The sequence below is a fragment of the Enterococcus sp. AZ071 genome, assembly GCF_050499065.1.
In the GTDB taxonomy this organism is placed as follows: domain Bacteria; phylum Bacillota; class Bacilli; order Lactobacillales; family Enterococcaceae; genus Enterococcus_A; species Enterococcus_A ferrettii.
The window spans coordinates 2,968,030-2,986,699 of the sequence record NZ_JBIPAS010000001.1; the positions used below are offsets into that span (position 1 = coordinate 2,968,030).

Genomic DNA, 18,670 nt, shown 5'->3' on the forward strand with positions numbered 1-18,670 from the left:
ATTTTATCCAAAAAAAAGGAGGAGATAAATATTTTTTTCTCTTTTTAAGATAAAATTAATGTCTTGTTTTCTTGTAGAAATAAATTATAATATTTCTTGTCGCTCACTTATCAACTGAATACATTTTAATTACAAAATCATTATCCGTTGTTTTTGTTATATAATAATTAGGATAAATAAGGAAGATTTTGATTAACTTATTGTAAGGGAGAAGTTCAAATAAGACAAATTTACTGCTTCATTTTGAACAAAAGCTTGATCTGGAGGTGTTTGATTGAGGATTGGATGGAGAAAAATAACGTGCGTTATCATTTTTTGAGAGGGCAAAAGAAAAAAGAGTGGATTCACTCTTTTTTCTTTTGATTATTTGTGATTTGAGTGGAATAGAATAGTAATGGCGAGAAATCCTTCTATTCTTTATTTTGAGCATTCTTTTGTTTAATAAATTCAATATAATTAATGATATCTTCGATTTGTTCCTCAATAATATCTTCATCGATATGGGCGGCAATTAGTTCGGCCGGCTTCAGCTGGTCATCATCAAAATAGGAAATAGACACTCCTAACGCCTTCGATAATTTTTTTACCGTTTCAAGAGTCGGGCCTTTCCTTTGACCGTTTTCAAAACGCGAGATGTTCGAGGCACTTACGCCAGATTTAAGTGCCAGCTGATTCACACCTAATCCCTTCGATTCACGCAGGTCTTTTAATTTTTTTCCGAAGTCCATAAGAAATCCCCTCTCTTCATTATTACTATATAGCCAATTGGCAACAATTACAAAAGGCAATTGTATAATAAATAGTAAAACTATTGCCTTTTGTCAATATTTGATTTATCTTATTGACATAAGGCAACGGAGGTGGACCAATGAAAATTAGACTAAATAAACTGGAATTGGAGCGCATGATGAGGCAAAACGGGGATGATGTTTATTCGTTGGCAGGGAGAATGGAGGTTGCACCCTCAACCATTTATCGGATTTTGAATGGAGATAGAGGTGTTGGGAGTCAATTAATAGCGAAATTGCTGTTGGCATTCGAATTATCTGAAAAAGATTTTGACAAATTGTTTGTTTTGAGTCAATAATTTATTTATAGAATTAAAAAATTTAAATGAGTTTTAGCGTACTTTTCTATGATTGGTTACACGATGTATCCGAGTAATTGCCGCAATAGAGGAAAAGTAAAGACAGGAAGAAGGTATATTGTTGTGAAAGCCGCAGTACTAAATGAATTTAACAGCTTTAACCTGCGTAAAATGAACCGGCCAGCTCCCAGAGGAAGTGAGGTGCTTGTTAAAGTGAAAGCTGTTGGTATTTGTGATTCAGATATTCGTCAAGTGGAAAGCGGAGGAAGGCATAAAACTGCGAAAATCATTGGTCATGAGTTTGCCGGAGTTGTAGAAGAGATCGGAAGTGAGGTTTCATCACTGCAAGTAGGTACCCGAGTAACTGCTGTCCCGTTCATTCCATGTGGTGAGTGCTCAGATTGTCAGAGAGGACATCAGCATTGGTGTGAAGAGGGAAAGAAGCTTGGCACTCATCTTAATGGATGTTTTGCTGAATATGTACTTGTACCTGAAGAAAGCGTACTTCCAATAGGAGAAACAATTGCCTTTGAGGAGGCGGTAATGCTGGAACCAATTGCTGAAATAGTCCATGGCATGGAAAAACTGGCGATCAAAGCAAGTGATACGGTTGCAGTATTTGGACTGAACACCTTTGGTTTATTGAATGTTCAATGGCTGCGCCAAGCGGGGGTAAAAAGAATTATTGGCTTGGATACCGATCGAAACAATTTATGGGAAGCCAAGCTTCATGGCGTGACGGATACCATTGATTTGCTGCGTGATTCGATCGAGGAGCAGATTTCACAGCTGACGGAGGGAAGAGGTGTAGACGTTGCAATCGAATGTATTGGTTTATCTATTGCAGAAGAGCAATGCCTGCTGATTACCAAAAAAGGCGGAACAATAGGATTTTATGGGCAAGCTCCCTCAAATGTAATGCTTCGTCAGCAAGCCTTTACTAATATATTTCTTCGAGAATATACGATAATGGGACTCTCAAGTGCTTACTCCGCTCCTTTTCCTGGAAATGAATGGGAAGCTGCCCTTTCGTTGATTGAGCAAAAAAAACTGGAGCCAGGGACCTTAATTTCTCACCGTTTTACGTTAGATGATATTATGCTGGCTTTTGATTTGGCGAGGAATAAGGATATTGCCAGCTGGCAGGTTTTGCTTGTCCCTAAAACTTAATCATGACAAAAAAGGACAACTACCATGGGCAGTTGTCCTTAAAACTAGTTTTTAGGCTTTTTTTGTCGATTTTTTCCAGTAGATGAAGGCTGCTGCAGCGGCAATCCCTATACCCAACACAATCAAAACATTCGAGGAAGTACTCCCCGTTTTAGGCAGATTTTTCGCCTGAGTGGTAGGGTAGGTTTTTGCTGTGGTCGTTTGTCTGGTATTGTTTACCGGTGTGGTGATTGGTTCTTGTTCGGCCTTCACTTCACCAATCGTAATCACACTAGTGACGGTGGTTTGACCGTCTGTATAAGTTACGCGATATTTTCCTGGCAGTGAACGATCAATCGTATCGATTCCGCCCTTATCATTGTTCTCGGTCGCTAAGCGCAGGCCTTGATTGATGGCCTCCTGCTCAGTCATCACAGTGATTGTTTCTAAATTCGCTTTGCTTAATAATTCGTGCAGATCAATATGATAAACTTCAGCATTAGGTGTAACGTATACATAGTCTGTAGCAATTGAAACTTTCAGCTTGCTTTTATCACCATTATAAGTGGCCAAACTTAACAAGGCCGTTTCATCCAAATATTTACCAACCTCGACTGGATACGTATGATCCTTGACCTCGATTTTTAGTGGTTGAGGCTCTGGGGTTGGAGTAGGAATCGGCTCAGGGATTGTGTCATTTTTGCCTTCAACCTTGAGAACAGCAGTAACTCCAGCTGTTTGAGTTTTTAAAGTAATTGTATATTGACCAGGCAGGGATAGATTAATCTTTGTCAGTTGATTGGATTCATTTGGAGCTGAAACCAAACCTTTTGCAAGAGCATCTTCTTCGGACAAAACACTAATCTTATCTACTGTGGTCACGGCTAATAAACTATTTAAATCATGGTAATAAGCGGTATTGTTCTGAGCAGCATAAACCATCTTAGAAGAAATTTCGATGGAAATATCACTCTTGTCACCTTCGTAGGTTACTTTCTCAAGAAGATCAGCTTTAGTTAAGACCTTATTATTTTCTACTTTATAGGTCAGTTCCTTTAATTCAGGAGCAGCCGGTTGATTCGAACTTTGAGTGACAGGTTCCGCTACATCAGCTGTTGCTAAAACTGGCAGCATCTCGGGAACATTTTCACTAATAAAGAATTTAGCAGGCTCGGCAATTTCGTCAGGCATCTCAACCTTAGGGATTCTTACTTGGTGGCTCCCTTGTTCGTCGGTGTAAGCAACCAGCATACTTTCGTCTTCTGTTAAATGATCAAAGACTTCAGCATCCTCTTTTACTTCGGCGATATAGCCCTGCTGCAATTCCTCTGCTTGTTTCCGCGCTTCTTTGTTTGGCGCGACTACTTTTTCAAGATAGTCTTCTCTGGCTGCGCTTCTTCTTTTTGACGTACTTTCAAAAGGTACCCAATGCCCATTTTCGTACTTGAAGGTATCAATGCCGTCACCGACATCTCTGTTCCAAATACTTGCATCTTCAATTGCCTCGTTTGGTTTTTCTCTAGTGTTGTAGGTTGCCGCTAAGGATGAAGCGGAGCCCGTCAGAAAAAATGAGGCGATAATCAATAAACCAACAAACTTTTTCAATGATTCTCCTCCTTACAGTTTCACATCGTTTCTTCCCGATAAGTTTTTATTAAACAAATAGGGAAGATGCTTTATTCTTCAGTTAATAGTATATACATAAAGACTAATAAATACAAAATAAATTAAAAATAAACAGAAATCCATACATAAAAAGCACCTCTTGATGATTAGAACGATTGCCTAATCATCAAGAGGTGCCCTAATTGTTTAAGTCTAAATTAGCGTTTTACCAAACGGTACCAGTAACAAGGGTCACCTGTACGTCCAGCGATCAGTGTTTCTGAAATGCCATTGTCCTTGTAGTTGCAATGAATGATTCTGCTGTTGCTGGTTGCAACACCGGTATGGCCAAAAGCACCTGCAGAATTGCCTTTTTTACCAGCAATAAAGATATCTCCACGTCTTACTTGGTCTCTTGAAATTGGCATAAGAATTTTGTTCTCCAAAGCAAACAAGCTATCTGTATTCCCAACCCAGGTTCCCATAGGCAGGTAAGTGGCTTCCATTAAAGCATAAAAGACAGCGCTAGAACAATCATAGGAATTTGGACCGTTCCGATTGGTCATGGAGTAGGTTACTTGTCCTTGACGGGCGTAGAACCAGTCCATTAGAATTTCCTGCGGCTGCTTAGTCCCCGCTGAAAACCAAGAGATGCCTTCATTTCTCCAGCCGGAGCGAATCAGTGTATCTCTTTCGTTGGCATCCATTGTGTAATGGTGTGCACCGGCTCCGCGGGTATTAGGATTATAAACACGATAGATTGATACGCCAGTAGCTGGGGTATGCCATGCGATCCCTTCATAACGCCAGCCTGCTCGTTTCAGCATATTAATTTCATTCATGTTCAATGTATAGTGATGTTCGCCAGAATTTGGGTTATAAATTCTGTGTAGCTGATGCCCAGTTGGAGTAACTAGCATACTGACACCTTCATAACGCCAACCCAGGTTGACTAGAAAGTTCCGTTCATTGGCATTCATCGTGTGCAGGTGTTCCCCTGAATTCGGATTGTACACGCGATAGATTTGAATGGTTGCTTGTTCCGCAGCCTTTGCGCTAGCAGGCGCTGCAGCAGCTTTTGCTTGCGCTTTTACTGGTTGAGCTGGAGCTTTTGGAGCTGTCTCTTTGTTCTTGTCAGGAACAGCAGCTTCAGTTACCGTATTCTTGTCCGTTGTTGTTTCCGTAGGCTTATTAGCCTCTGTAGAATCAACAGGGTCTGTTTTAGGTTGTTCTTCGGTTTCCTCAACAGGATTTTCTGTTTCAGTTGAAGAATCCTCCTCTGTAGGAGCAGGATCTTTATCCTCAGCAGAAGTATCTTCACCCGGATCAACAGCTGGATCTTTGACCTCGGTCGACGGGTCTTCAAACGGATCAACTACTGGTTCTTCCGTTTGATTGTTCTCACCGGGATCAGTAGCAGGTGGTGTAATGTTACTTTGGTTATCCTCAGGCAAAACTGCGGACTCATCAGGTTTCACAGGAGTCACATCGGCCTGGGGAGTTTCGACTTGAATATATTCTGAACTAGGAGAGGCGGGTGCTTCATCAGCGTAGGCTGTAGTTCCACCAGTCGCCATTCCAACAGCACTTAACAAACCTATAAAAACGATAGGAGCAACCAACCATTGTTTCCCTTTTTTGTACATTTTAAATCGTTTCTTTTCCATCTAATCCCCCTAAATTAAAAAACAATCATTCTATTCTAATTGATATTCTACGTGATTATTTTTGTAACGTAAACAGTTTTCTGCAAGCTTAAGCTTTAAAATTAAGCAAGCGCATTGCAGCGGGCTTTAAAAATTACAAACACACTCAAAGGCTTCTCATGAACCAATGTTTTACTATTAATCTTTCTAATTCTCTGTTCAACCTGTTTATTCTATAGGATAATAAGAAAAACTAGATTATGACGAGGGCTTTATGAATCTAGAACTATTTATTATTGAATGACTATCCTCCAAGGAGAAAATCAATGCCGATGACAAAGAAAATCGGTAATGAAACCAGTGTACCTCAGCCGGTTCAATATGTCAGTTTTGTGAATCCAATCTTGGGCTTTTATCGATTTGGGAAAAGCTGTTTTATACCAGCAATTGCGGTAGTTCCTTTAAAGAGCGGGAGGGGGATTAGACAGGCAGTTTGGCTCTGTTCCAGTCACCTAACGCGGTTTATCAAACAGAGACCCATCAATTGGAAACGACAGCTTATCTGCTGAAAAACAACAGCATTGACCACTGGAAGATGTTTACTTGTCTGTATCGTTGCTCGAACAATAGAGAAACCTGGCAATTTGCAGAATAGCTTTCCCAAATGGAGCATACGGCTGCCCACTTAGCTGCTTAAGTATTCTGTTGTACTGCAAACTGTCGTAAAGTTGCCAAGTGCTGCAAGAAAAGCTGCTTGAACTGCTTGAGCCGGGGCAGCTTCACCGCAAAAGGTCAACGCTTTAGTTGCTGTTGCATCAGAGATGACAATGGGACGAAAGCCAAGCTCGCAAGCGGCTCTGGTGGTAGAGTCTACGCACATGTGGGTCATCATTCCAGTGACGACCAGCTGGTTGACTCCTAGTTCCTTCAAGATTTTTTCCAGCTTGGTTCTATGAAAACTGTTGGGAAACAGCTTCTTGATTAGAATAGATTCAGCACTCAGCTGCAGATCTGAATGCAGCTGGACACCTGTGGTACAAGGCTGAAAGAAAGTCGCATTCTTTTTGAAATTGACGTGCTGAATATAAATAATCGGCCAGCTCTTTTGTTGGAAATATGCCTCTAAAAGGTTAACCTGGTGCAGTGCAGCTTCCGGTTGAGCTAAGGGCATTTTGCCTCTGGAAAAATAATCATTTTGAACATCAATAACGAGTAATCCTTGTTTCATCTGTCTTCTCCTTTGTAGTTGGTACATTTAGTATAGGAAAAAGCAGTGACGCAAGACAGAACCCGGTGAAAAAGAATTCAGGGAAAAACTTTCAACATGAAAAAGGTGAGGGTATGGATCAATTAGATGAAGCAATTTTGCAGATTTTAGCGGCAGACAGCCGTCTTAGCAATAAGGAAATCGGGGAGCAGGTTCACTTAACTGGACAAGCAGTGGGGAATCGGATCACCAAGCTGAAAGAGCAAGGCATGCTTAAAAAGTTTACAGTTGCGATCAATTATTCGGATAAGCAGTTTATTCGTCTGTTTATGAAGTCAGCCAATTTTGCAGCCGTCGAAGCGGCAGTTAATCAATTTAAGGAAGTTGAGGAGTTCTACAAGGTGAGCGGTCAAGCTTGCTATGTAGTGGTTGCTCATTTTACCAAGGATCAGTTGAATCAGTTTGTCGAGGACATTTCTAAATGGGCTCGCTACAGCGTGGAAACTGTACTAATCGACAAAAGAAAATAGATCAAAAGTACGAAGAGACTACTGCTCTTGGTGCTTTTGATCTATTTTTCGCGCTTGTCCGTCACTGCCCTTTTCGCAGGTAGCTTAGAGGTAGCTTAAAGATGGCTTAGCTCCTTCTGCCGAATCAACCGTTCCTTAATCAACTGGACAAAATGATCGGGCTCAACGACCTTCATCCGAGCACCAAAGGAGAGGACATTAATCAATAATTCCGTCTCGTCCTTCTTCTCATAGAAAACCGTCAAGCGATACTGATTATCCCCTAAACGTTCTACCGTTTTGCGATAGTTGGAGAAATGGAAGGTTGCGCGCTCTAAAGCACTTCGTTCGTCGATCAGATGGCAAACAATTTTGCAGAGTCTAGGCGGAGACCAAACCATTCCTTCAATCGAGCTGTCTTTGGCAGGCTCAAGAGACTGGATGTCTGAACAATTAAAGGTCACTGTTTTCCAGCTGCGACCGTTTTTCCGCTTGCCCAGTACGCGAAACTTATTATTTTTTGCCGAGTATTCTAACTTTAAAGGTTGGAAAAGGTGACGGGTTGCTTGCTGCTTGCCTGCAGCCTGATAGTCTAACTGCACTACCTGCTGTTCGTCGATACTTTGCAGCAGCTTGCGAACAATTTGCGCGTATGCGCCAGTAAAGCTGTCCTCGCTGACAAATTGATCAAAGTAATGAATGTCCTGCCAGCTAAACAAAGGCTCACATTCTTCAAGATCAAAGGGCTCGCTGAAGCAGGAAAATTTCTGCTCCTGTTGAATGGCAGCCAACCAAGCTTTTTCCAGCTTCGTTAGGGGAAAAGACTTAGGTGAATGCTTTAAAATGGTATGCTTGTCCTTGGTTAAGTGCCAGCCATCTTTGTCCTCAGTTAAATAGGCAGACATCTCAAAGGGTGTTTCCTTAAACCCATTTTGTTCTAGCAGCTCCTGCTGTTCGTCCGCTGTTTTAGTCTGCAGCAGCTGGGCCATCAACTGGTAATATAAACTGTGAATTTCCGAAAAAAGCTCCATACTATTCCTCCAACCCGTATAAGTGTTTCATCGCGGATACATCCTTCCAAAACTGGTTCTCCCAGGTTCGATTAGGCGAATTGATTTGTACAATTCGTCCGATCCAAGTACGCAGCCAAGGCTCCATGCCTTTGGGATCAATCAAATCAATTGAAAATTCATACAAGGAATCGCCTAGTGGTGTCACGCTCCCCTGGCGTTTTTCCCGGAGCAGCCGCTGATACAAATAAGGCTCAGGCAGGTGCAGTAGAATTCGATAGTTGACTGTTCGGGTCATCGTAAAGGAGCAGTTCCAGGCTGTTTTTTCTGCAGCAGCCAACTTGTCTAAGCCTTGCTGGTAATTTTCTGTCTTACCCAACAGACGACCTTTTTCCAAATAGTCTAAGCGTAAAGAATATAGTTTTCCCGAATGAGTACCTACTAAATACTGACGTCCACTTTCGCAACTGGAATAAACCTTCAACGGTGTCAGGCTCAGCTCCACACCATTAACTTTGGTTAGCTGGACTCTTTGCTGCTGCTTAATTGCTTGCAGCAAAGTAAGCAATAGTTCGCTGTCTAATGTTTGACTGTCATACTTATGTTTAAAGCAAAAGGGAGAGTCTGGATGGGGAATTCGTTTCAACAATAAATCCCCAATTACCCCCATAGGAGCTGTTTCTTTATAAAATTGAATGGCTCGCAGCTGTTGAGGGCTGAAGTTGATTTCTTCCTCTAAAGAGTAAAACCACTGTTTGCCCTCTTTGGTTTTGGATAAAATTCCTAGCTCAGCATACTCATTGAGTTTGTTGCGAATCGTCAGACTGTCGATCAGATAGTCGTCTTCAAAGACCTCCAAGTAGCTGTCCACCTGTTGAACCAGCTCATTTACGGTCAATTTTTTTTGTGAAGCTAGAATATCCAGCAAAACAAAATGCAGAAAAATATCATTTCGAGTAAAAGATTTGGTTTGCCACAAACAGTGCAGCGGATTGTCTGCCTGATTTGCGGGTAAGACTAAGCGATAAATCTTTTTATTGTTAACTGTTTGGACCTCTACATAGTCCTGCAGCAGGCTTTCCAAACGGCGTCGTTCATTGTCGTAGGTTCGCGGGCTGGACAACGTAATTTCTTCTCGACTTTTAAAGCCGTAAATTAAGAATTCTCGTGTGTAGCTGCGCAACGTACTGAATTGCTTTACCAGCTCTTGAAATTTTTTCGCCAATGCCTCTCCACCTCCTGGGACTGATTTATCTTTCATTGTATCAAGTTCGCACCCTTTTTTAAAAGAACTATTTTGAGTGATTGGGTAAGATGAAGACAGTTAAACAACAGGAGGACAAAAAAATGGCAATCATGACAGTAACTTCCAACCATCCGGAATTTACCCAATTAATCAAAAAGCATCCAGAAGGGGGATTGCTGTTGCGAGGTATTCGTAACGGCACTAGCTTTGGTTGGTATGAGACACCACAAACTTATTGCTTGTATTTTCAGGATTATGGTACAGTGCTTTCGTTTCGGTCCACCCGCGAAGAGCAGCAGCATTATCTGAATGTTAAGCAGTATTCTGCACCGCAGGCTTATCTGGCATTAATGACAGAATTCTTAAAGTCTGCGATGAAGGAGCCGGAAGCAGGGAAATCTGACAACCAGCTGACGATTACGATGGTTGAAATAAAAAAGCTCGAGCTTTTTCACTCCCTTCAACGAGTATTGTCAGATTTTGACATTCAGGAGGAGCTGCTGTTAACTGGATTTTATCGGATCACGATAGCAGCGGATTCCCTTTATAAGCTGCTTCATGGGAGCTATATACTTCTCTTATTGCTGGCAAAAGAGAGCAGCACGTTTTTAGATGAGAGTGATACGCTCATTCAGCGCTGCATTCAATCTTTACACGCCATCAAAGCACCTTATTATGTTCGCAATTTATTTGTACGAAAATTTTTGTATAGTAAACAGTCTTTTATTAAGTATCAAGCAGAACTAGAGGCAAACAGCCAGGAGCAGATTTCCTTTACTTACCGCGGGACCAGCTATTCCCGAATCGAGAAGGTAAAAGAACTGCTGGATCTAAACCATGCAATTTTAGATGTTGGCTGTGGTGGAGGTGCGTATTTTCACCTTGCTAAGAAGGTCAATCAGTATATCGGAATTGATATTGATCCAGATGTCTTGGCCTATGCCAAGGAGCGAAGTGAGCGCATGGAGCTAACCAATATCCAGCTATTTGCATCACTTGAAGAGGCCGATGTGCCTGCTTCGATGGACATCTTATTAATGGAAGTCATCGAACATATGTCAAAAGATGAAGCGAAGAAGCTGCTGCAAAAATTACTTCAGCTGCCCTTTCATCAACTGATCCTTTCAACACCCAATAAGGATTTTAATTCCTTTTATGGACTGTCAGCGGATCGAAAACGACACGAGGATCATCAATTTGAGTTTACTGAAGTAGAATTTAAGCAGTGGTTGACGGAAATTGTTGGCAACACTGATACACTTGAATTTTTCACTACCGGTGATCAAGTTAACGGAATTGCCACTACCCAAGGAGCACGGATTAAAAAGGAGCAAACAGCATGAAAATAACCACCCAAGTTCATACGATTTTTCTATTAATTGGGCCGACTGAATCGGGGAAGACAACCTTTACGAAAGAAGTCTTACTGCCCCAGCTGTCCTTCCAAGCAGCCGAAAAAAATTTCCAAACCAATAGTCATCATTTGTCTTCAGATGACATGCGTCGCGAATTGTTGGGGCGAGACTATGACAAATATGCAGCTAGTATGATGGAGGCATCAGGAATTGCCTTTCCCTATCTAAAATCAAAACTGGATTTTTTAACTAGCTATCCTGTGAATGCAGAGTTCGTTGTTGTCGATACCATCGGGTTGGCCGAAGAATTTCGGCAGGAGGTTCGGGAAATTGCTGAGAAAAATCATTACCGCGTAGAAGCAGTAGTCTTCGATTATGCCAGAGAAGAATTCTATGCCTCCGAGCGATCCAAAGTGCTAATTACGAAGCATGTAGACCGCTTAAAAAAAGAGGTACTGCCTAAGCTATCAAAGGAAAACTATGCTGCGGTGCATCGAATTAAACATAAAAATTTTCAAGAGATCACTGTTGAAGTAGAAAATAAGTCTGCGTATCTAGCTACATTACTATCCAACCAAAAAGATTATGCCGTAATTGGTGATGTCCACGAGTCGGTCGCAGATTTAAAAAGATTGGTTTCAAAGCTGGGGTATCAAGTAGACAAAAATAAATTGGAAATTGCCAGCAAGGAGCCGTTGGATTTAATTTTACTGGGCGATTGGATTGATAAAGGGGAACAGACAGCAGAAATGATTGAGTTCCTGTTTCAAAATCGGGCCTATTTTCAATTGATAGTCGGAAATCATGAACATTTTGTATACCAGTATTTAAAAGGGGAAATAAAGGGCGCCGAGCAGACAGTCATTGATCAGCATTTTACTTCGATTCATACCTTAAAAGCTCAGCCGCAGCTTCTGGCAAAATTTAATCAGCTAGTGGAGCAAAGTCAGCCGTTTCTTCGTCGAATTGGCGATGAAAAGCAGTCTTTCATCGTGACCCATGCGCCATGTCACCAACAATTTTTAGGTAAAATGGACAGTGCTGCGCTGCGCAATCAGCGAAACTTCCGCTTGAATCGTGACAAGCCGGTGCAGGAGCAGCTGCAATGGTTGGAAGAAGAAAGTATGTATAATTTGCCCATTCACATTTTTGGCCATATTGCTGCTAAAGATATTTTCCGGGTGAAAAATAAATATGGGATCGATACAGGGACTGTTTATGGCAACAAGCTAAGTGCTCTTAAAATTTTTGCTAAAGGCAATGCAAAAACAGCGGTAGGTTCTATCAATGAACAAACTGAAGAGCTGCCAGTTCTTTTCGGTCGTCCCAAACTACAATCATGGGAAAGATTGACTGAAAAGGAACAAAAAAGAGTGCTGCGTATGGCTAATAATCAGGTGCAGTATCTCTCAGGAACAATGGCGCCTGCAGCAGCAAACAGCGAACAAAATGATCTGGAATCTTTGCAAGAAGCACTGGCTTATTATCGTCAGCAAGGCGTGCAACAAGTTGTACTGGAGCCAAAATATATGGGATCCAGAGCCAACGTTTATCTTCATGAAAAGCTAGAGGACTGCTATGCAATTTCGCGCAAGGGCTACAAGATTCATCTACCCGAAATGGGTCAGGTTTTTGCCCAGTTGCAGCAGCAATTTGCTTCGTATATGAAAAAAAATCAAATAAAAATGCTTCTATTAGATGGAGAACTGCTGCCATGGCGTGCCTTAGGCGAAAATCTAATCGACCAAGAATATTGGCCAGTAGCCAAAGGAATTGAGGGTGAACTGGATTTTCTAAAGAGCAGTCAATTCTCAGAACACTTCCAGCAGCTGACAGCCAAGCTAAACGCCTCTGACTTTACGGCTGACAGTTATCATTTATCAAAAAAACAGCTGACTGAAAAGTACGGGGAACATGCTGCCAGACAATTTCGTGAATTATTGAAGGTATTGCCCAACCAAGTTTCGTTTGCTGAACAGGAAGAGGCCCTGCACCTGTATCAACAACAAATTGAGTTGTACGGTAAAGATGCGCCACTGAGCTTCAAAGCCTTTGATCTGTTGAAGGTTGTGTATCAAGATAGAGAAGAGGTTGTCAACAAGCCTACTTCAGAAATTTATCAGCTTCTAAATAGAGACCAATTTTTACTGCTGGATCTAACAGCAGCCAATGCCGAAGAACAAGCTCAAAGCTATTTTGATCAAATGACGCTGGAGCAGCAAATGGAAGGTATCGTAATTAAGCCGGAAACGCAGAAGAAGGGAGCGGCTCCTTTCTTAAAGGTTCGAAATAAAGCCTATCTAACACTAATCTATGGTTTTACTTATCACAGCGCCCATTATTATCAAAAGCTGATTAAGGGGAAAAATATTTCCCATAAGCTGCGAACCTCGATCAAGGAATATGAGCTGGCTCGAGAACTCTTGCAGCTGCCAAAAGCTGAGCTGACAAAGGAAAACACAGAATACCTGAATCTTTTAGCCAATCTTTTGTTTGAGATGGAGAAGGAATCAGCCTTCGATCCAAGACTATAAATTATAAATAAGGGAGGAAAGAAAATGGAACAAAAAATTCAACAAGCTCTGCGTAGAATTGAACAGCAGGAACAGCTTGATATCTTATACGCTGTTGAAAGCGGCAGTCGTGCATGGGGATTTCCCTCCAAAGACAGCGATTTTGATGTGCGATTCATTTATCGACGTCCCAAAAATTGGTACTTAAAACTGGAAAAGACAGCAGACCATTTGGAAATCCCCATTAGTGATCAGTTGGATATTTGCGGCTGGGATTTAGATAAAACCTTAAAGCTGCTGCAAAAAAGCAATCCGGCTTTATTGGAGTGGTTGAACTCGCCGTTAGTTTATTGCGAAAACCCACAATTCATTGCTGAACTTCGGCAATTGAGTGAAGAAAATCTCAACGAACAACGTTTGATTTATCATTACTTGCATATGGCAGAGGGCAACTATCGAGAGTATTTGAAAAAGGAGCAGGTGCGGATCAAGAAATATTTTTATGTTTTGCGTCCAGTATTGGCTTGTATGTGGATTCAGACGTATCATCAGCGGCCGCCAGTTTTATTTGAAGAGCTGCTGACACTGCTTGATTTACCTGCAGACTTGCTGCAGATCATAAATGACCTGCTTGCTAGAAAGAAACAGGGGGATGAGCTGGATTTGGAAACCTGTATTCCTCAGTTGAATCAATTTTTAGAAGAAAAGCTGACCTTCTTTAGTGCCTATGTGCAGGGGTTGGATAAAGGCCCAGCCATCTCTTCAGATAAGCTCAATGCTTTCTTTTTAAGCTGGCTGAAAGCATAAAAAGGAGAAGCGCTGTATACTAAAGCAGCGTTTCTCCTTTTTCAACTAATCCGAGCTAAAAAGCGTTGCGTACGTTCTTCCTTTGGTGCCGCAAAGAATTCCTCAGGGGGTCCCTCTTCAATGATTCGACCTTCATCCATAAAAACTACATGGCTGGCAATGTCACGAGCAAAGCCCATTTCATGAGTAACTACCACCATCGTGATGCCTTCTTCCGCCAGCTGACGCATCACCTGCAGTACATCGCCGATCAATTCGGGATCCAATGCCGAAGTCGGTTCATCAAACAACAACACATCCGGCTTTACAGCAATTGCTCGCGCGATTCCGATCCGCTGCTGCTGCCCACCAGATAATTCATGAGGATAGTAATTTTCATGACTAGACAATCCCACTTTGGCGATGGCTTCGTGGGCAGTTTTCAAAGCCTCCGCTTTAGGAATCTTACGTGCGATAATTAAGCCCTCTAAGACATTTTCCAAAGCGGTTTTATTGGCAAACAGATTGTAGTGTTGAAAAACAAAGGCAGTTTTTTTCCGGAGGGTTAAAATTTCTTTATTGGAAATTTTGGCTAAGTCATAAGCATTGTCGGCAAGTGATAATTCACCGCTGTCCGCCTTCTCTAAGCCGTTTAGACAACGCAAGAAGGTAGTTTTTCCTGATCCGCTAGGGCCGAGGATAACGATGACATCTCCTTGATTTACCTGCAAACTAACGTCTTTTAAAACTGATTGCTGCTGAAAGCTTTTGTGAATATGAGTAGCGTTTAGCATGGGAAAGCTCCTTTCGAACGTTTTTACTAGTACGTTGGGAATTTCGATGCTGGAGCAACGAAAACACGCCTTGAATTGCTCCGCATAGCAGTAAATACACAACAAAGATGACAAAATAAGCCTCAAAATAATGGTAACCATAAGCAGCCTGTACGCGGGCGATAGCGGTAATATCCTGCACCGTCATGACAAAGACCAAAGAGGTCCCTTTGACTAAGTTAATCATCAGGTTGCATAAATTCGGCAATGCCGAAACCAAAGCTTGAGGAAAAATAATCCGCCGGTAGGTTTGAAAATTACTTAGGCCAATGGCCTGACCGGCTTCCAGTTGGCCTCTGTTTACGGTCATTAAGGCCGAACGAAATACTTCCGATAAGCTGGCAGTGGTTAAAAAGCCAAAAACGATAAAGGCATAGAAAATTGGATTAAAGTCAAAGACATTTACCGAGCTTCCAATCCGCTGCATGAAAACATTTAAGACACTAGGCAGCAAGCTGTAAAAGAATAAAATCAGTAAAATCGGCGGTGTCGCCCGCACAAAAGCGAGGTAAACCATGGAAAAACCAGTTATTCCTTTAACCCTGTGGATTCGTGCCAAGGCAAGCAGTAAAGCTGGCAAAAAACTCAGAGCAAAGGCTACTGCCATAATAGCCAAAGTAGTAGGAACCCCTCTTAAGGTTAAGAAAAAGGTTTCGATGATAAATTGCCAATCCATTTCATTCACTCCCTCTTTATATCAAGGCAATCATTTTTCCTTGAAAAATCAGTTTGGTGCTCAGACTGGATACCCTTCCTCTTAACTCGCATGCTTCGTTTGATTTATTTTCTGTGGAAACGAAGCTGGGAATAGTGGAACTAGTATCCTTTAGGTGTCAGAAGGTGTTCAGCAGCTTGAGTGGCTAAGGTCAGTACGAAAGCCAAGCCCCAATAAATAATCGCAGCCGCTGTATAAGTTTCCAGCGAAAAGTTGCCGAAGTTGCGATTAATCAAAAGGTTTGCACCGCCTAACACATCAATTAAGCCGATGGTGTAGGCCAAAGCGGCATCCTTCATCAAATTAAGTAAAGCAGTAGAAAAGTTGGGCAAAGCAATACGGGCTGCCTGCGGCAATAAGATACGATAAAATGTTTGAAAAGGGGACAGCCCAATACTCAATCCGGCTTCCAGTTGTCCTTTAGGTACCGACAAGTAGGCCGAAGTAAAGACTTTGGAAATAATAGCTGCAAACAATAAAGTCATGGCGATTATCACGAAGACTCCCCGAGACCAGCGATCGCTTTGGATACCCAGCCACCAATTAAGGAAGCGGGGAAAGCCATAAAAAACGATAAACAATAGGACAATCGGCGGTGTACAACGCAGAACAAAAACATAGCTCTCCGCAATTTTTCTCAAATAGTTATCTGAAGCAAGCAGCCCCCAGGCGACGATTCCGCCTAGAAGTGTTCCTAAAAGAACCGTAATGCCTACAACTGCCAGCGTAACGGGTAAATACGTCAGCAGCTTAGGCAGCACCTGAAGGATATGTGCCGGATCAAAAGAGACCATCGAATTCCTCCTTAGTCATTCTTGTCAATAAATTGAAAAACATCTTCACCAAAATATTTTTTCGACAGCGCTTGAAGAGTACCATCGGCTTCTAATTCACGAATTGCTCCTTCGTAAGCTTTAGCAAATTCCTTATTCTGTTCATTACGATGCACTAGCGGGTAAGTTGGAATTCCTTTGTAAGGAACATAAGTGAGCTGATCAGCATATTGATGATAAGCCCCTTCTTCATTTTGAATCGCCTCCTCATAGGAAAGCTTGATATCAAAAAAGGCGTCATACCGTTTCTCTAGTACCCAGGCATAGGCATCAGCTACGTTAAAGGCTTCTGCAGCTGTTAACTGGATTGGTTGATCGGTATGTTCTTTGTTGTATTCCTCAATCACATTCCATTGCGCATTTTGTGGGGAGATCGGGACTAGTTTGCCTCCTGTTTTTGCAAACGAGTCAATATCTGTGATGGTTCCAGCATCTTCTTTACGAATGGTAAAACCAATGATACTGGCGCCGATCTTTTCTTCCGGCAGAATAAATTTTTTCGCCCGTTCAGCGGTGTACCAAGCACCCTTAACCCCCACGTCATATTTTCCTGACTCTAATCCAATGAGCAAATCATCGTCACTAGTACCAGTGTATTCCAGCTTATACTGGGGGAGTTTTTTATCGACGGCCTTTAATACCTGAACTTCATACCCATCGGATTCGCCGTTTTCATTAATGAAATCATAAGGAACGTAATTTTGAGTGTGGGCGACTTTGATGGTTGTCACCTGTTCATCGGCGGCTTCCTGCTGGTTGCTTTGCCTGACCCAGAAGGTCCCTCCGGCCAGTACCAAGATGATTCCTAAACCAATAACTAGTTTTTTCATTTTGCTGCCTCCTTGTTCATATGATGGGACGTATTTTTCATAGAAGAATACGTTTGATGTTAACGCTGAATACTATTTTACTGATAAGTAACTTCCCGAACCCATTGCAAATGCTCCAGTGGAGTATCGCTGGGTACTGTGCAATCTGCTCCTAGAATGATACCAACTTCACCGGCTTCTTCCAGCAAAGCTTGCGTTGCTTGTTGAATGTCCGTTTGATTCCCATGGTAAAGGATACTGTTCGCTGTATTATCAAATCCGCCAATTACTGTTCGGTCAAATAAGTTCTTTCCTTCAATTAAGGAAACCTGCTCAGGACCAACAGCCCAATTGACAGCTGCGGAAGGATAATCTTTATAAAGGGACAGATCATTTGTAGCTCCTTCGTATCCGCAAATATGCAGGATGTTGTTGGCTGAGCTTCGATTGGCTGCCTCAAGAACAATTAAGTCGGAGCTGCGAATAAATCGTGCGTAAATGTCAGAAGAAATTCGCTGATCCTGCACATTTTGGACACTTAAGTAAATTCCGTCAATATCGGTTTGACTCAAAACAGCCGTTACCAAGTGTGAGATGTCTTCGGCAATCACATTTAATACGTGCTGTGTCAGTTCAGGATTCTCTAGCAAGAATTCTGCAAACTGAGCTTCACCTCCAGGCAGCTGCCATTTAAAGTAGGTAGCTGGTGCAAAAATATTGTAAAAAGCTGCAATATCCTCTAAAAAGTGCTTCTTTTGTTCCTTTACTAATGCCACCTGCTGCTGAATCCAAGGATGCTCCTTGCCAATCGATTGAATGTCCTTCAAGTCATCAATTGTTCTAGCTTGGGCAATTTGTTCATTAGGGTAATAAAAGAACCCATCGCTCATTAATTTGACAAAGTCTGGTTGGAACTCAGCGATAAATGTTTGATGACCTGCAATGTTTCGTTCGATTATTTCAGGAATCGGCTGTCGAAGCTCCTCTTCATTAGTAATAAAATGAAACCAAAAACCAACCGGAACTCTTTCCACTTTTTGTTGATGCAGTGCACGTAAAACCAACTCTCTTTTTGACATGTAAACACTCCTTTTTTTGTTTTGAAGTTGATGCAAGTAATGGACAGATTGTGACAAGGACAGGGCAAATAGCTTCTTAGGGTTAATGGACTTGTGAATGTTTTCTCAACTAAACCAAAGAAAAAAGGACTTGATTCGGCATCAAGTCCTTTAGTGCACCATTTAGAATGAGCTTCATTCCTTTAAGGGTACGCTAAAGAACACGGCATGCATTGACAAGCCATGTTCTTTGATTCAGTTGTCATTACAGAACTAGTGACTGTTAACATACGTGTTCTCCTCCTTGTT

At 41.9% G+C, this 18,670-nt stretch carries 18 protein-coding genes; 7 read left to right on the forward strand and 11 right to left on the reverse strand.

Features of this window, described 5'->3' with window-relative positions; translation table 11 throughout:
* Positions 1 to 410: 410 nt before the first annotated feature.
* A complete protein-coding gene (locus IGI49_RS14640) occupies positions 411 to 728 on the reverse strand; it encodes a helix-turn-helix domain-containing protein (protein WP_207701354.1) in 318 nt (105 codons plus the stop codon).
* A 140-nt stretch (positions 729 to 868) separates the two neighbouring features.
* On the opposite strand from IGI49_RS14640, the gene IGI49_RS14645 reads away from it, so the two are divergent.
* Together IGI49_RS14645 and IGI49_RS14650 are read left to right on the forward strand one after the other, a co-directional pair.
* On the forward strand, positions 869 to 1,087 hold the full coding sequence (locus IGI49_RS14645) for a transcriptional regulator (protein ID WP_207701355.1): 219 nt from the start codon (positions 869 to 871) through the stop codon (positions 1,085 to 1,087).
* A gap of 123 nt (positions 1,088 to 1,210) precedes the next feature.
* On the forward strand, positions 1,211 to 2,257 hold the full coding sequence (locus tag IGI49_RS14650; protein WP_429962292.1) for a galactitol-1-phosphate 5-dehydrogenase: 1,047 nt from the start codon (positions 1,211 to 1,213) through the stop codon (positions 2,255 to 2,257).
* A 51-nt stretch (positions 2,258 to 2,308) separates the two neighbouring features.
* On the opposite strand, the gene IGI49_RS14655 is transcribed toward IGI49_RS14650, so the two are convergent.
* Together IGI49_RS14655 and IGI49_RS14660 are read right to left on the reverse strand one after the other, a co-directional pair.
* On the reverse strand, positions 2,309 to 3,841 hold the full coding sequence (locus IGI49_RS14655; protein WP_429962293.1) for an LPXTG cell wall anchor domain-containing protein: 1,533 nt from the start codon (positions 3,839 to 3,841) through the stop codon (positions 2,309 to 2,311).
* Between the two features lie 218 nt (positions 3,842 to 4,059).
* Positions 4,060 to 5,508, reverse strand: coding sequence for a peptidoglycan amidohydrolase family protein (locus IGI49_RS14660; RefSeq protein ID WP_429962294.1), 1,449 nt, complete (start codon positions 5,506 to 5,508; stop codon positions 4,060 to 4,062).
* 305 nt (positions 5,509 to 5,813) lie between these two features.
* Between IGI49_RS14660 and IGI49_RS14665 the strand changes: the two genes are divergently transcribed.
* A complete protein-coding gene (locus tag IGI49_RS14665) occupies positions 5,814 to 6,056 on the forward strand; it encodes a hypothetical protein (protein WP_429962295.1) in 243 nt (80 codons plus the stop codon).
* Positions 6,057 to 6,172: 116 nt separating this feature from the next.
* Here IGI49_RS14665 and IGI49_RS14670 read toward each other — a convergent pair whose 3' ends face one another.
* On the reverse strand, positions 6,173 to 6,715 hold the full coding sequence (locus tag IGI49_RS14670) for a cysteine hydrolase family protein (protein ID WP_429962296.1): 543 nt from the start codon (positions 6,713 to 6,715) through the stop codon (positions 6,173 to 6,175).
* Between the two features lie 113 nt (positions 6,716 to 6,828).
* On the opposite strand from IGI49_RS14670, the gene IGI49_RS14675 reads away from it, so the two are divergent.
* A complete protein-coding gene (locus IGI49_RS14675) occupies positions 6,829 to 7,224 on the forward strand; it encodes an Lrp/AsnC family transcriptional regulator (protein WP_429962297.1) in 396 nt (131 codons plus the stop codon).
* 95 nt (positions 7,225 to 7,319) lie between these two features.
* Here the strand turns inward: IGI49_RS14675 and IGI49_RS14680 are convergent, their stop codons facing one another.
* Positions 7,320 to 8,234, reverse strand: a complete 915-nt coding sequence (locus IGI49_RS14680) for a WYL domain-containing protein (protein ID WP_429962298.1) — start codon at positions 8,232 to 8,234, stop codon at positions 7,320 to 7,322.
* Between the two features lies 1 nt (position 8,235).
* Entirely contained in the window at positions 8,236 to 9,438 is a 1,203-nt protein-coding gene (locus tag IGI49_RS14685) for a WYL domain-containing protein (protein WP_429962299.1), read from the reverse strand.
* Between the two features lie 122 nt (positions 9,439 to 9,560).
* On the opposite strand from IGI49_RS14685, the gene IGI49_RS14690 reads away from it, so the two are divergent.
* Genes IGI49_RS14690 through IGI49_RS14700 form a run of 3 tightly spaced genes read left to right on the forward strand, consistent with a single transcriptional unit; the run spans position 9,561 to position 14,134 of the window.
* A complete protein-coding gene (locus tag IGI49_RS14690; RefSeq protein WP_429962300.1) occupies positions 9,561 to 10,802 on the forward strand; it encodes a class I SAM-dependent methyltransferase in 1,242 nt (413 codons plus the stop codon).
* Positions 10,799 to 13,348 (forward strand): metallophosphoesterase, encoded by a 2,550-nt coding sequence (locus tag IGI49_RS14695; protein WP_429962301.1) that lies wholly within the window; start codon positions 10,799 to 10,801, stop codon positions 13,346 to 13,348. The genes IGI49_RS14690 and IGI49_RS14695 overlap by 4 nt, the downstream gene beginning before the upstream one ends.
* A 24-nt stretch (positions 13,349 to 13,372) precedes the next feature.
* Positions 13,373 to 14,134, forward strand: a complete 762-nt coding sequence (locus tag IGI49_RS14700) for a nucleotidyltransferase domain-containing protein (protein ID WP_429962302.1) — start codon at positions 13,373 to 13,375, stop codon at positions 14,132 to 14,134.
* Positions 14,135 to 14,175: 41 nt separating this feature from the next.
* Here the strand turns inward: IGI49_RS14700 and IGI49_RS14705 are convergent, their stop codons facing one another.
* The 5 genes from IGI49_RS14705 to IGI49_RS14725 all read right to left on the reverse strand — a co-directional run bounded on the left by IGI49_RS14705 (position 14,176) and on the right by IGI49_RS14725 (position 18,382).
* Positions 14,176 to 14,907 carry an amino acid ABC transporter ATP-binding protein gene (locus IGI49_RS14705; protein WP_429962303.1) on the reverse strand — a complete coding sequence of 244 codons (732 nt, stop codon included), beginning with the start codon at positions 14,905 to 14,907 and terminating at the stop codon, positions 14,176 to 14,178.
* Positions 14,846 to 15,622 (reverse strand): amino acid ABC transporter permease, encoded by a 777-nt coding sequence (locus IGI49_RS14710; RefSeq protein ID WP_207701367.1) that lies wholly within the window; start codon positions 15,620 to 15,622, stop codon positions 14,846 to 14,848. Before IGI49_RS14710 ends, IGI49_RS14705 begins: the two co-directional genes overlap by 62 nt.
* Positions 15,623 to 15,762: 140 nt before the next feature.
* A complete protein-coding gene (locus IGI49_RS14715; RefSeq protein ID WP_429962304.1) occupies positions 15,763 to 16,455 on the reverse strand; it encodes an amino acid ABC transporter permease in 693 nt (230 codons plus the stop codon).
* Between the two features lie 11 nt (positions 16,456 to 16,466).
* On the reverse strand, positions 16,467 to 17,324 hold the full coding sequence (locus tag IGI49_RS14720) for a transporter substrate-binding domain-containing protein (protein ID WP_429962305.1): 858 nt from the start codon (positions 17,322 to 17,324) through the stop codon (positions 16,467 to 16,469).
* A 77-nt stretch (positions 17,325 to 17,401) separates the two neighbouring features.
* Positions 17,402 to 18,382: a uroporphyrinogen decarboxylase family protein gene (locus tag IGI49_RS14725; RefSeq protein WP_429962306.1), complete on the reverse strand. Its 981-nt coding sequence runs from the start codon at positions 18,380 to 18,382 to the stop codon at positions 17,402 to 17,404.
* Between the last annotated feature and the right edge of the window lie 288 nt (positions 18,383 to 18,670).